At 73.3% G+C, this 12,788-nt stretch carries 14 protein-coding genes; 7 read left to right on the top strand and 7 right to left on the bottom strand.

Annotated features, from left to right (window positions below):
* A partial coding sequence (locus tag BKE38_RS24410; RefSeq protein ID WP_131829714.1) for a TetR/AcrR family transcriptional regulator occupies nucleotides 1-462 on the bottom strand: 462 nt, incomplete at its 3' end.
* A 118-nt stretch (nucleotides 463-580) separates the two neighbouring features.
* Here BKE38_RS24410 and BKE38_RS24405 point away from each other — a divergent pair.
* Together BKE38_RS24405 and BKE38_RS24400 are read left to right on the top strand one after the other, a co-directional pair.
* On the top strand, nucleotides 581-1,750 hold the full coding sequence (locus BKE38_RS24405) for an acetyl-CoA C-acyltransferase (protein ID WP_076959825.1): 1,170 nt from the start codon (nucleotides 581-583) through the stop codon (nucleotides 1,748-1,750).
* A gap of 4 nt (nucleotides 1,751-1,754) precedes the next feature.
* Nucleotides 1,755-3,170 (top strand): MATE family efflux transporter, encoded by a 1,416-nt coding sequence (locus tag BKE38_RS24400; protein ID WP_207553664.1) that lies wholly within the window; start codon nucleotides 1,755-1,757, stop codon nucleotides 3,168-3,170.
* Between the two features lie 23 nt (nucleotides 3,171-3,193).
* Here BKE38_RS24400 and BKE38_RS24395 read toward each other — a convergent pair whose 3' ends face one another.
* Both BKE38_RS24395 and BKE38_RS24390 read right to left on the bottom strand, forming a co-directional pair.
* Nucleotides 3,194-4,174, bottom strand: coding sequence for a tripartite tricarboxylate transporter substrate-binding protein (locus BKE38_RS24395; protein WP_076959824.1), 981 nt, complete (start codon nucleotides 4,172-4,174; stop codon nucleotides 3,194-3,196).
* A gap of 104 nt (nucleotides 4,175-4,278) precedes the next feature.
* Entirely contained in the window at nucleotides 4,279-5,352 is a 1,074-nt protein-coding gene (locus tag BKE38_RS24390; RefSeq protein WP_076959823.1) for a tartrate dehydrogenase, read from the bottom strand.
* Nucleotides 5,353-5,441: 89 nt separating this feature from the next.
* Here BKE38_RS24390 and BKE38_RS24385 point away from each other — a divergent pair, with 89 nt between their 5' ends.
* The gene (locus tag BKE38_RS24385; RefSeq protein ID WP_278247645.1) at nucleotides 5,442-6,395 is read left to right on the top strand and encodes a LysR family transcriptional regulator; all 954 of its coding nucleotides are present in this window, start codon (nucleotides 5,442-5,444) and stop codon (nucleotides 6,393-6,395) included.
* Here BKE38_RS24385 and BKE38_RS24380 read toward each other — a convergent pair.
* On the bottom strand, nucleotides 6,359-7,267 hold the full coding sequence (locus tag BKE38_RS24380) for an aspartyl protease family protein (protein ID WP_076959822.1): 909 nt from the start codon (nucleotides 7,265-7,267) through the stop codon (nucleotides 6,359-6,361). The genes BKE38_RS24385 and BKE38_RS24380 overlap by 37 nt on opposite strands.
* Before the next feature lie 56 nt (nucleotides 7,268-7,323).
* Nucleotides 7,324-8,208, bottom strand: coding sequence for a LysR family transcriptional regulator (locus BKE38_RS24375; RefSeq protein WP_076959821.1), 885 nt, complete (start codon nucleotides 8,206-8,208; stop codon nucleotides 7,324-7,326).
* Nucleotides 8,209-8,301: 93 nt separating this feature from the next.
* Between BKE38_RS24375 and BKE38_RS24370 the strand changes: the two genes are divergently transcribed.
* A complete protein-coding gene (locus BKE38_RS24370; protein WP_076959820.1) occupies nucleotides 8,302-8,820 on the top strand; it encodes a GNAT family N-acetyltransferase in 519 nt (172 codons plus the stop codon).
* Between the two features lie 7 nt (nucleotides 8,821-8,827).
* Here BKE38_RS24370 and BKE38_RS24365 read toward each other — a convergent pair whose 3' ends face one another.
* On the bottom strand, nucleotides 8,828-9,424 hold the full coding sequence (locus BKE38_RS24365; RefSeq protein ID WP_106409297.1) for a nitroreductase family protein: 597 nt from the start codon (nucleotides 9,422-9,424) through the stop codon (nucleotides 8,828-8,830).
* A gap of 167 nt (nucleotides 9,425-9,591) precedes the next feature.
* Between BKE38_RS24365 and BKE38_RS24360 the strand changes: the two genes are divergently transcribed.
* From BKE38_RS24360 to BKE38_RS24350, 3 genes are read left to right on the top strand one after another with little or no spacing between them, the layout of a single operon-like run.
* A complete protein-coding gene (locus BKE38_RS24360) occupies nucleotides 9,592-10,047 on the top strand; it encodes a thioredoxin family protein (RefSeq protein WP_076959819.1) in 456 nt (151 codons plus the stop codon).
* Nucleotides 10,044-10,943: a DnaJ C-terminal domain-containing protein gene (locus BKE38_RS24355; RefSeq protein WP_076959818.1), complete on the top strand. Its 900-nt coding sequence runs from the start codon at nucleotides 10,044-10,046 to the stop codon at nucleotides 10,941-10,943. Before BKE38_RS24360 ends, BKE38_RS24355 begins: the two co-directional genes overlap by 4 nt.
* Nucleotides 10,943-11,245, top strand: a complete 303-nt coding sequence (locus tag BKE38_RS24350) for a chaperone modulator CbpM (protein ID WP_076959817.1) — start codon at nucleotides 10,943-10,945, stop codon at nucleotides 11,243-11,245. The genes BKE38_RS24355 and BKE38_RS24350 overlap by 1 nt, the downstream gene beginning before the upstream one ends.
* Here the strand turns inward: BKE38_RS24350 and BKE38_RS24345 are convergent.
* Nucleotides 11,242-12,621, bottom strand: a complete 1,380-nt coding sequence (locus BKE38_RS24345; protein ID WP_207553663.1) for a CoA transferase — start codon at nucleotides 12,619-12,621, stop codon at nucleotides 11,242-11,244. The genes BKE38_RS24350 and BKE38_RS24345 overlap by 4 nt on opposite strands.
* Between the last annotated feature and the right edge of the window lie 167 nt (nucleotides 12,622-12,788).

The raw sequence follows: 12,788 nt of genomic DNA, 5'->3' as shown, positions 1-12,788 counted from the left end.
TGGGATGGAGTGTGTGGGGTGGTGTTTTGGTGGAGTGGAACGGCGACCAAGTAGAGCGACACGCGTAAGCTGGTCGGCAGCGTCAGATGTGTAGAAGGGACAGCCCTCCCCCTGGCGCGGCACCTCGCCGCCCAGCCCGGCGATGGCGCAACCATTCCCCGGCGCGTCGCGATGCGCGGCCGACAGATAGCGCCCGGCGAAGCGCTGCAGCGCCTGGCGCGGCGTCTCGCCGTCCCGCGGCAGGGTGCGGCCGGCGCGGGCCTCGATCATCGCCGCCACCGCCGCCTCGGCCAGCCGCTCCTTCGAGCCGAACTGGCTGTACAGGCTGCCATGCGTCAGCCCCGCCGCCTCGGCCAGGGCGTCGACGCCGGTCGCCGCCAGGCCGCGCTCGCGGAACAGCCGGCCGGCGGCCTCCAGGATCTTCTCGCGGTTCTCCGCCGCCTTCGCGCGCGACACCCTCATCGGCCTCACTCCTTCAAGCCCGGCGCATAGCACGCCCTGCCGGCCATGCGGGATTTTTTGATGACGAGCGCCATCTGAACCGATAATCATGACGTCCGCCATCAATAAAGGCCCTGCCATGCCACCCGATCCGGATCCCGTCGTCATCGCCGCCGCCGCCCGCACCCCGCTGGGCCGCTTCATGGGGGGGCTGGCCGGCGTGCCGGCGCCGCAGCTGGGCGCAGCCGCGATCGGCGCGGTGCTGCAGCGCGCCGCCCTCGCCCCGGACCAGGTGGAGGAGCTGCTGATGGGCTGCGTGCTGCCGGCCGGCCAGGGCCAGGCGCCGGCGCGCCAGGCCGGCCGGGCAGCGGGGCTGCCCGACGCGGTCGGCGCCACCACGGTGAACAAGGTCTGCGGCTCCGGCATGAAGGCGGTGATGCTCGGGCACGACGCGATCCTGGCCGGCTCGGCCCGGCTGGTGGTGGCGGGCGGCATGGAGAGCATGTCCAACGCCCCCTACCTGCTCGACCGGGCGCGCGGCGGCTATCGCGCCGGCCATGCCCGGCTGCTCGACCACATGCTGCTGGACGGGCTGGAGGATGCCTATGCCGCCGGCCGCTCCATGGGCAGCTTCGGCGAGGCGCTGGCCAGCCGCGACGGCTTCGACCGCGCGGCGCAGGACGCCTATGCGATGGAGACGCTGCGCCGCGCCCAGGCCGCCCTGGCCGAAGGGGCCTTCGCCGCCGAGACGGTGCCGGTCGGCGATGTCGCGGCCGACGAGATCCCGCCGCGCCTGAAGCCCGAGCGCATCCCGACCCTGAAGCCCGCCTTCGCGCCCGACGGCACCATCACGGCTGCCGCCAGCAGCGCCAATGCCGACGGCGCCGCGGCGCTGCTGCTGGCCCGCCGCTCGGTGGCGGAGGCCGCCGGCCTGCCGGTGCTCGCCGCCCTCCGCGGCCATGCGACGCATGCCCAGGCGCCCGACTGGTTCACCACCGCCCCGGCCCCGGCCATCGGGAAGCTGCTGCGGCGCACCGGCTGGACGGTCGACGATGTCGACCTCTTCGAGATCAACGAGGCCTTTGCCGTGGTCGCCATGGCGGCGATCGGCGCGCTCGGCCTGCCACCCGAGCGGGTGAACATCCATGGCGGCGCCTGCGCGCTCGGCCATCCGATCGGCGCGACCGGGGCGCGGCTGATCGTCACCCTGCTGCACGCGCTGCAGCGCCACGGGCTGAAGCGCGGCGTGGCTGCGCTGTGCATCGGCGGCGGCGAGGCCACGGCCATCGCAATCGAGCTTCTGGACTGAGACCGTGAACGCTCTCACCCCCGCCGCCACGGCGATCCCCGCGCCTGCCGCCACGCCGGCGATGAACCCGCGCACCCGGCTGCTGCTGCACGGCCCGATCCTGCCGACCCTGCTGCGCCTGGCTTGGCCCAGCACCCTGGTCATGCTGGCCCAGGCCTCGGTCGGGCTGATCGAGACCTGGTGGGTCGCCCATCTGGGCAGCGACGCCCTGGCCGGCATGGCGCTGGTCTTCCCCGGCTTCATGATGATGCAGATGCTGTCCAACGGCGCGCTGGGCGGCGGGATTTCCTCCGCGATCGCCCGCGCCCTGGGCGCGGGGCACCAGGACCAGGCCGATGCGCTGGTGCTGCATGCCCTCGTCATCAACGGGCTGCTCGGCCTGGCCGCCAGCGCGCTGTTCCTGACCAAGGGCGAGGCCATCTACCGGATGCTCGGCGGCGACGGCGCCGCGCTCGAGCTGGCGATGCGCTATTCCGACGTGGTCTTCGCCTTCTCCATCCTGGTCTGGCTGGGCAGCGCGCTCGCCAGCGTGCTGCGCGGCGGCGGCAACATGCTGCTGCCAGCGGTGGCCATCATCGCCGGCGTCGTGTTGCTGATCCCGCTGTCGCCGGTGCTGATCTTCGGCTGGGGCCCCGTCCCGGCGCTGGGCGTCGCCGGCGCCGGCTGGGCGGTGGTGGCGGGCTCGGGCCTGACCGCCCTGGTGCTGGCCTGGGCGGTGCTGTCGGGCCGCAGCCTGGCGCGCTTCCGCCTGGCGCCGCTGCGCTGGCCGCTGTTCGCCGATATCCTGAAGGTCGGGCTGGTCGCCTCCCTCAGCACGCTGCAGACCACGCTGACCGTCGCCATGACCACGGCGCTGGTCGCCCGCGCCGGCGGGGCGGATGCGGTGGCCGGCTACGGCACCGGGTCGCGGCTGGAATACCTGCTGGTGCCGCTGGTCTTCGGCCTGGGCGCGCCGCTGGTCGCCATGGTCGGCACCAATGTCGGCGCCGGCCAGCGCGCCCGGGCACTGCGCATCGCGCTGACCGGCGGCGCCCTGGCCTTCGTGGTGACGGAAAGCCTCGGCCTGGCCGCCGCCTTCTTCCCCGAGGCCTGGCTCGGCCTGTTCGGCAGCGACCCGCGCATGCTGGCGGCCGGCACCACATATCTGCAGCATGTCGGCCCGGCCTATGGCTTCTTCGGCCTGGGCCTGTCGCTCTACTTCGCCTCGCAAGGCGCCGGGAAGCTGTTCTGGCCGCTGGCCGCCGGCATGCTGCGGCTCGCCATCGCCGTGCTCGGCGGCTGGGCGGCTTTCGCCATCACCGGGTCGCTGGACTGGGTCTTCGTCGCGCTGGCGGCCGGGCTGGTCGTCTATGGCGCCTTGGTGGCGGGCAGCATCGCCTCTGGCGTCTGGTTCAAGGAAGAGAAGAACCGGGGGCATTGAATGCCCCCGGACCCCCACATCAATCAGTCAGCATACAGGCCCGCCGCCTCGATGATCGGGCGCCAGCGGGCCACCTCCTCCGCCAGGAACTTCCGGTGGAACTCAGGGCGGGCACGCTCGGCCGAGGCCGGCTCGGTCAGCAGATCGGCAAAGCGCTGCTTCAACCGCGCCTCGCCCAAGGCGGCGCGCAACGCGGCCGACAAGCGCTGCTGCACCGGCTCCGGCGTCCCGGCCGGCGCATAAAGCCCATGCCAGGTGCTCATCGCGATGCTCGGCTCGCCCGCCTCGGCCGTCGTCGGCAGTTCCAGGCCGGAGACGCGGCCGGTGCTGGTCACCGCATAGGACTTGATCCGGTTCTCGCGGATGAAGTTGGCGGTGTTGGTGGCCTGGTCGCAGAAGATGTCGATCCGCCCGCCCATCAGGTCGGTGATCGCCGGCGCGCTGCCGCGGAACACCACCGTCGTCACCGCCTTCCCCGCCGCATGCTGCAGCAGCATTCCGCACAGCTGGTTGGCGCCCCCCAGGCCGGCATGCGCCAGGTTCAGCTTGTCGCCCTGCTCGCGGATCGCGCGCATGAAGCCCGCCAGGTCGGTCGCCGGGAAATCCGGCCGCGCCACCAGCGTCATCGCCGCGTCGGAGGCCAGGCCGAGGGGCGCGAAGCTCTCCAGCACGCTGAAGGGCAGCTTGCGGTACAGGGTGGCGGTGCTGGCCAGCCCGATATGGTGCATCAGCAGCGTGTAGCCATCCGGCCGCGCCTGGGCGACGCGCGCCGCGGCGATGGTGCCGCCGGCGCCGGTGACGTTCTCCACCACCACCGGCTGGCCCAGGTCGCGTGACATGCCCTCGGCCACCAGCCGGCTGATCACGTCGGTCGGGCCGCCGGCGGCGAAGGGCACCGTGATGGTGATGGATCGGTTGGGGAAATCGCCCGTTTGGGCGAGCGCAGGCAGAGCGACGCCGGAAGCGAGCGCGGCGGCCACCAGGCCGCGACGGCTGACAGGCATGAACGAACCCTCCTTGGTCGACGGCCGGTTTTCCGGCTCGCCTCATTTCCTCAGCAAAGCACAGCCGGCACGGCGCGGGGCCAGAAAACCCCGCGCCGCGCCCGTCACAGATTCTCGGCGCGGATCGCCTCGCAGACCGCGTCCGTCACCTGCTGGGTGGTGGCCGTGCCGCCCAGGTCCGGCGTCACCAGCCCGCTGCCCGAGACCTTTTCCACCGCCCGCATCAGCCGCTTCGCCGCCTCGGCCTCGCCCAGATGCTCCAGCATCTGCGCGCCGCTCCAGAAGGTGGCGATCGGGTTGGCGATGCCCTTGCCCGTGATGTCGAAGGCCGAGCCATGGATCGGCTCGAACATCGAGGGGAAGCGCCGCTCCGGGTCGATGTTCCCCGTCGGCGCGACACCCAGGCTGCCCGCCAGCGCCGCCGCCAGGTCCGAGAGAATATCGGCATGCAGGTTGGTGGCGACGACGGTGTCGATGCTCTGCGGCTTGAGGACCATGCGCATGGTCATGGCGTCGACCAGCATCTTGTCCCAGGTGACGTCGGGGAAGTCCTTCGACACCTCGGCCGCGATCTCGTCCCACATCACCATGCCGAAGCGCTGGGCGTTCGACTTGGTCACCACCGTCAGCAGCTTGCGCGGCCGCGACTGCGCCAGGCGGAAGGCATAGCGCATGATCCGGGTGACGCCGACGCGGGTGAAGATGGCGGTCTCGGTCGCCACCTCCTCCGGCAGGCCGCGATGCGCGCGGCCGCCATGGCCGGCATATTCACCCTCGGAGTTCTCGCGCACGATCACCCAGTCCAGGTCGCCCGGCCCGCAGTCGCGCAAGGGGGGCGTGACGCCCGGCAGGATGCGGGTCGGGCGGACATTGGCATACTGGTCGAAGCCCTGGCAGATCGGCAGCCGCAGGCCCCACAGCGTCACATGGTCCGGCACGTCCGGCGCGCCGACCGCGCCGAAATAGATGGCGTCGAAAGCCTTCAGCCGCGCCAGCCCGTCCTCCGGCATCAGCACGCCGTGCTCCTTGTAGTAGTCGGAGCCCCAGGGAAACACCTCGACCTTGAGCTCGAACTCGCCGCTGCGGCGGGCCAGCGCTTCCAGCGCCTGCAGGCCAGCGGCAATGACCTCGGGGCCGATGCCGTCGGCGGGAATGGCGGCGATCGCGTGCTTGCGCATGAAGCCTGGCGTCCTTGGCTGTTTCGACCAGCCTAGACCCGCCCCGGCCGCCTGGATGCAGGCATAGAATTATACAAGAAAACGCTATAATGCTGCTGCGTCAGGGGGTCCGCGCCATGGAGCTGCGCCAGCTCGGCTGCTTCCTCGCCGTCGCCGAGGAGCTGCATTTCGGCCGCGCCGCCGCCCGGCTGCACATGCTGCCCTCGGCGCTCGGCCGCCACGTGCGCCTCTTGGAAGAAGAGCTCGGCGCGCCGCTGTTCCGCCGCTCGACCCGGCAGGTGGCGCTGACCGCGGCCGGCGCGGCCCTGCTGCCCGATGCCCGCGCCCTGCTGGACCGCGCGGCCGAGGCCGCCGCCCGCGTCCGCGCCGCCGCCCGGGCCGAGACCCAGCCCCTGCGCATCGGCGCCATCGACAGCGCCGCCTCCGGCCTGCTGCCGCCGCTGCTCTACGCCTTCCACCAGGCGCATCCGCAGGTCGAGACCCGGCTCTGGGAGGAGAAATCGGCGCGGCTGCTGCCGATGCTGGCGGCCGGCCGGCTGGAGCTGATCTTCATCCGCCCGCCACAGCCCAGTGCCGGCCTGGAGTTCCTGCCGATCCGCCAGGAGGTGCTGCTGGCCGCCCTGCCGCGCGGGCACCGCCTGGCCAACCGCCGCCGCATCCCGCTGCCGGCGCTGGCCGCCGAGCCGCTGATCCTGCCGCCCCAGCGCAGCCGGCCGCACAGCTTTGCCCTGGTCGCGCATGCCTTCGCCGCCGCCGGGCTGGCGCTGCCGCAGGGGGGCCAGGAGGCGGCGGAGAAGCAGACCATCGTCAACCTGGTGGCGGCCGGCCTGGGCGTCGCGCTGGTGCCGGACTGGACGGCGCAGCTGCGCCGCCCCGGCGTGGTCTATCGCCCGCTGGCCGAACCCGCCGCCCCTGCCCGGCCCGAGGCCATGCTGGGCGTCGCCTGGATGCCGGACCGCGCCAGCCCCGCCCGCGACGCCTTTTTGCAAGTCCTGCGCGAGCGGCCTCAGGGCGCCGCGATGAACAGCCGGCGCGAGGCATAGGACAGCCAGACCCGCCGGTCGCGCATCCAGTCATAGCCGAGGACCATCTCCTCCGAGCCGACGGAATCGCGCAGCACCACGATGGGGAAGTCGCGCAGCACGACCTCGCCGAGAGCGAGCTCGCGGATGATGTATTCCTGGCCGCGCGCCGTCTCGGAGGCGGTGCCGGAGGCCCGCGTCGTGCTGCCGCGCACCGCATCCCGCAGCAGGCCTAGCCGCTCGGCGGCGCGGCGGGTCAGCATGGTGCGGTTGTTGCCGCTCTGCAGCGCGGCGCGCGCCGGCTGGCCGTTCACCCGCAGGGTCAGCACCGGCACATTGTGCTCGGCCAGCACCACCGGCAGGCTGGCGGCCGGCGTCCAGCCCGGGCCGCCGCCCTGGCAGTCCTGCCGGCGGTGCAGCCCGAGGCGGCGGCCGGGCAGGTCGAATTCCAGCTCGGTCTCGCGCAGCAGGTCGGAGGCCAGCATGACGTCGAAGGGCGCATCGCCCTCGCTGCGGAAATTGCGCACGGCCAGGCTGCGGTCGCTCCATTCCTGGCCAGCGGCGGTGACGCTGCGGGCCAGCAGGTTGCGCTGCGGCACGCCGCCGCTGTCGCCGAAGCTGGATTGCCGCCGCGGATCGGCCGGCAGGCCCAGCCGGTTGGCGACGCCCGGCAGCAGCGCGGTGATGCCGAGCCCGGTGTTGACGTCGAAGCGCAGCGTCTCCCCGTTGATGGCGCCGGCCACCGCTAGGCCGCTCGCCCCCTGCAGCGGCACCAGCGCCGCGTCGGTGAAGACGCATTCCGGCTGCGGCGCCCGGGCCGCCGGCGGCGGCGCAGGAGTGGCGCAGCCGGCGAGCAGCAGGCCGAAGGCAGCAGCGAGAGGCAGGCGGAGCATGGGCGATCCTGTCCGGGCGATGACGAAGGCTTCATACGGCATCGCAACGGCCAAGCCTACCGGGCGGCCTTCTCCAGCGCCTGCAGCACCAGCCGCAGCCCGCGGTCGATCACCTTCTCCCGCCGCAGCACGGTGCCGATCTGCCGCGACAGCGCCGGCTTCAGGGCCAGGGCGCGGGTGCCAGGCGGCGGCGGGCGCAGCGCCATGCCGGGCAGCAGCGCGGCGCCGAGGCCAGCGCCGACCAGCGGCTTGATCGCCTCGACGCTGCCCAGCGCCATGGCCGGCGCCGGCTGCAGCCCGGCGGCGCGGAACCAGGCATCGCCGATGGCGCGCGTGTGGCTGCCGGCCTCGAACAGGATCAGCGGCAGGGCGGCCAGCGCCTCTGGGGTGATGCTTTTCTTCGTGCCGGCCATCGCCTCCGGCAGCAGCGCGATGAAAGGATCCTCGAGCAGCGGGGTGACGGACAGGCCGCGGGCGGGCCCGGCCGGCAGGGTCAGCAGGCCGAGATCGAGCTCTCCAGCCAGCAGCCGCGGGGCGAGCGCGGCGGTGTTGCCGATGGCCACCGTCACCTGCAGCCCCGGCATCGCCTTGCGTGCCGCCGCCAGCACGGCGGGCAGGAAGAAGATGCAGGCGGTGGCGCCGGTGCCGATGCGCACCAGGGCGGTCTCGCCGGACCGGTGCGGCGCGGTGGCGGCCAGCGCGTCCTCAGCGGCGGCCTGGGCGCGGCGGGCGGGCTCCAGCAGCGCCTGGCCGGCCGGGGTGGGCAGCACCTGGCCGCCGGCGCGCTCCAGCAGGCGGGTGCCGGTGATGCGCTCCAATTCTCTCAGCTGCTGGCTGGCCGCCGGCTGGGTCAGGCCCAGGACGCGGGCCGCCTCGGTGACGCTGCCCTGCTCGATGACCGACAGGAAGGTGCGGAGCTGGCGGAGGGTGGGGGCGCGCATCAGCGCAGCTTATTCCGATGCGCCGCATAAGAAAGATTTTCTTCTGTCGGGATGCGCGGCGCGTCAGCCTGTCGGTCGTGAAGAAGGCTGTGGATGACGATGACGATGCTGGACGGGCTGCTGCTGCGGCCATTCTCGGATGCGGCGGAGATCGCCCCGCTGACCGCCCTGCTGCACCGCGCCTATGCCAGGCTGGCGGCGATGGATCTGCGCTTCATGGCGACGCACCAGCCGCCCGAGGTCACCGCCCGCCGCGTGGCGGAGGGCGAGTGCCTGCTGGCCTATGACGGGGACCGGCTGGTGGGCAGCATCCTCTACCGCCCGGCGGCGCGCACCGGCGGCAGCCCCTGGCTGGACGGCGCCGGGGTCGCCAGCCTGGCGCAGCTGGCCGTCGAGCCCGGGCTGCAGTCGCGCGGCCTGGGCGCCCGGCTGATGCGCTGGGCCGAGGCGCGGGCGGCGGCGGAGGGCGCGGCGGAGATCGCCCTCGACACCGCCGAGCCGGCGGCCCACCTGGTCGCCTGGTATGCAAGCCGCGGCTACCGCGCCGTCGAGACGGCGCAGTGGTCGCACACCAACTACCGCAGCGTCATCATGAGCCGGCCGGTGGGGTGAGCGGGACTCAGGCCGGGCGCCAGTCCCGCGTGAACTTCTGGACGTCGGGGCGCGGCGGCGCCGGAGAAACCGGCTCGACCGGCGTGCCGACATACAAGAAGCCCAGCAGGCGCTCGGACGCCTCGAAGCCGAGCGCGGCCGACACCGCCGGGTCATAGACATTGGCGCCGCTCAGCCAGACCGCGCCATAGCCGCTGGCATGGAAGGCGTTCAGCAGGTTCATGGCGCCGGCGCCGACGGTCAGGACCTGCTCGACCTCGGGGATCTTGTGCCCGGCCTGGATGGCGGCGCCGACTGCGATGATCAGCGGCGTGCGGTGGATGCGGGCGCGCTGCTTCTCCAGCATCGCCTCGGTCACCTCGGGGTCGCGCGCGCGCATCGCCTCGGTGATGACCTGCAGGAAGGCCATCCGCGCCGCGCCGCGGATCAGCACATAGCGCCAGGGCCGCAGCTTGCCGTGGTCCGGCGCCGACATGGCGGTCTGCAGGATTTTTTCCAGGTCCCCGCCCTCGGGCGCCGGCGATTGCAGCAGGCCGATCGAGCGGCGGGCGGTCAGGCTGTCCAGCACCGCATCGGCCGCGGCGGAGGGGGTTTCGGTCGGCATCGGCATCTCCCGCGGCAGGCTCAATCGAGAATGATTTGCATTATCATGAAGCACGGCCCGCAAGGCAATGCATGCCCGCCATGCCGCCCCCCTGGCAAGACACCCCTTTCCGGCGCCATGCTGGCTGCCGATCTAAGCAGTCGCGCTTGCGATAGGGAGCCCCTGGCATGGATGCCGCCCCGATCACCCTGGTCTGCCCGCATTGCTCGGCGATCAACCGGCTGGCGGAAACCCGCCTCGCCGCCGGACCGCGCTGCGGCGCCTGCCACGCGCCGGTCTTCGAAGGCCGCCCCCTGGCGCTGGACGAGGCCGGCTTCCGCCGCCACCTGGCGCATGACGGCGTGCCGCTGCTGGTGGATTTCTGGGCCAGCTGGTGCGGCCCCTGCCGCGCCATGGCGCCACAGTTCGAGGCGGCCGCGCGCAGCCTGGAGCCGCAGTTCCGCCTGGCCAAGGTCTCGACCGAGGAAGCCCCGGCGCTGGCCCAGTCGCTCAACATCACCGGCATCCCCGCCCTGCTGCTGTTCCGCGGCGGGCGGGAGGTGGCGCGCCAGGCCGGGGCGCTGGCCGCCGGGCAGATCGCCGCCTGGGCGCGCCAGAAGGCGGGAGGACAGGCGGCGGCATGAGCGACGATCCCTATGCCCGGCTCGGCGTCGGGCGCGACGCCTCGGCGGACGACATCAAGCGCGCCTATCGCAAGCTGGCGCGCAAGCTGCACCCCGACCTGAACCCCGGCGACAAGACGGCGGAGGAACGCTTCAAGCAGATCTCGGCGGCGCATGACCTGCTGTCGGATGCCGAGAAGCGGGCGCGCTTCGACCGCGGCGAGATCGATGCCAGCGGCCAGGAGCGCCCGACCCAGCGGCGCTGGCGCGACCATGCCGGCAGTGCGCGCGACAGCTACGCCTCCGACTCGGGCTTCGCCGATTTCGCCGATGATGACGACGTGCTGTCGGAATTCTTTAGCCGCGGCGGCCGCCGCGCCGGCATGCGGGTGAAGGGCCATGACCTGGCCGGCGAGCTGCGGATCGACTTCCTGGAGGCGGTGAACGGCACGACGCGCCGGCTCGGCCTGCCGGACGGTGCGGTCGATGTGGTGGTGCCGCCGGGCTCGGCCGATGGCCAGGTGCTGCGGCTGCGCGGCAAGGGCGCGCCGGGCTGGGGAGGCGGCCCGCCGGGCGACCTGCTGGTCACCCTGTCGGTGGCCCCGCATCCGCGCTTCACCCGGGAGGGCGACGACATCCTGCTGGACCTGCCGGTCTCGATCCCCGAGGCGGTGCTGGGCGGCAAGGTCGAGGTGCCGACCCCGGCGGGCGCGGTGATGCTGAGCGTGCCGCCGGGCAGCAATGCCGGCAGCCGTCTGCGGGTGCGCGGCCGCGGCGTGCCGCGCGCCGATGGCAGCCGCGGCGACCTCTATGCCACGCTGGCGCTGGTGCTGCCGGAGCAGCCGGACGCGGCGTTGGAAGACTTCCTGCGCGGCTGGGCCGGGCGGGGCTACGACCCGCGGAAAGGGAGGGGGTGATGCCGCGTCGCACGATCTTTCTCCAGGCCGGGCTGGGCGAGGCGCGGCTGGAGGCCTGGGTCGCCGAAGGCTGGATCGGCCGCGACACGGCGCCGGACGAGGCCGAGCTGGCGCGCATCGCACTGATCCAGGCGCTGACCGAGGAGCTCGGCGTCAACGAGGCCGGCGTGGACGTGGCGCTCGGCCTGCTGGACCAGCTGCATGGCCTGCGCCGGGCGCTGCGGCAGATGCAGGCGGAGCTCGACCGGCTGCCGCCGCCGCTGCGCACTGCGCTGATCGAGGCGGCGCGGCGGGGGGACTAGCTCCAGGCCGCCGGATGGCTGCCCAGCGGCACCGGCGGCGTCGCCCAATGGGCCGGCGTCGCCGCGAGCCGCGCCGCATGCCGGGTCAGCCGCAGGCGGCCATAGGGGCTGTCGACATCCTCCATCCGGTCCTGCACGTCGTCATAGCCGGGGTCGGGCCGGTCGAAGCCGTCCGGCAGGCGCGGCAGGCTGCGCAGCCAGAGGCCGGTGCGGGCCAGCGAGACGCGCACCCGCCAGGAACCGCCCTCGGTCATCCGCCGCAGCGCCGCCACCAGGATGCCGAAGGCCAGGAGACTGCCGCCGGCATGGTCGAGCGCCTGGGCCGGCAGCGGGCGCGGCGTGTCGCTGCCCGCGGCGGCGGCCTCGGCCAGGTTGATGCCGGTTGCGGTCTGCACCAGGCTGTCGAAGCCGCGCCGTGGTGCCCAGGGCCCCTCGAAGCCATAGGCCGAGAGCGAGGCATGGATGATGCCGGGATGGCGCCGGGCCATGTCCCCGGCGCCGAGTCCGCGCCGTTCCAGCGTGCCCGGCCGGTAAGACTGGAGAACAATATCGGCGCCGGCGGCGAGATCGTGGAAGCGGTCGAGGTCGCCGGGCTCGCGCAGGTCGAGCGAGGCGCTGCGCTTGCCGCGGCCGCTGTCGACCACCAGCGGCTGCACCTGCGGCAGATGCGGGGCGGAGAGATGCAGCACCTCGGCGCCATGCGCGGTCAGCAGCCGGCCGGCGACGGGGCCGGCGATGATCCGGGTCAGCTCCAACGCGCGCAGGCCGGAAAGCGGGCGGGGCCCGAGCGGCAGCGGCCTTGGCGGCGCGTCGCCGATGCGGGTGACGGCGACCAGCGGCTCGGCGGCCAGCGCCTGCCCTGCGGGCGAGGCATCCCAGCTGGCGGTGTCGCGCAGCGCCGCGACGACCAGCCCGGCTTCGGCAGCCTCCTGCTCGAACTGCAGGGGGTCGCGCCTGGCCAGGGCAGCGGCCACCGCCGCCTTGTCATGCGGCACGTCCAGCAGCCGCAGGATGCCGTCGCGGTGATGCGGAAAATTGGTGTGCAGCCGCACCCAGCCCTCGCCGCAGCGATAGAGGCCGGCGATGGCGTCCCAGAGCTCCGAGGCCGGGCCGTCGCCCAGCCGCAGATAGCGTTCCGAGCGGAATTCGATGGCGGCATCGTGGCGGTCGATGGCGATGTCCTGGGCCGGGCCGCCGCGGGCGCGGTGGATCTCGGCGGCGGCGAGCGCCACGGCGCCGATGCTGGACGCCGCCAGGCTGCCGATGGCGAAGGAGGACGGCAGCGCCGGATCCTCGCCCGTCATGACAAGGCGCGACAGCGCCGCGGGATCGAGGCCCTGGCCGGTCCAGAGCGCGGCGAGGGCATCGATGGTCATGCGGCTCTCCTGCAAGGCCGCCAGCATGCGCCGGTCAGAGGTCGAGGTCGAGCGAGCGGAGTGGACTGTTGCGCAAACGAAGAAACCCCGCCTGGCTTGGGGGCCGGGCGGGGTTCAGCGGAATGATTTGATCTTGGATGCGGGGACAGGATTTGAACCTGTGACCT

Source organism: Teichococcus deserti, assembly GCF_001982615.1.
Classification (GTDB): Bacteria; Pseudomonadota; Alphaproteobacteria; order Acetobacterales; family Acetobacteraceae; genus Pseudoroseomonas; species Pseudoroseomonas deserti.
The sequence above is the reverse complement of the archived record's forward strand: the minus strand, read 5'-3'. Positions and strand labels throughout refer to the sequence as shown.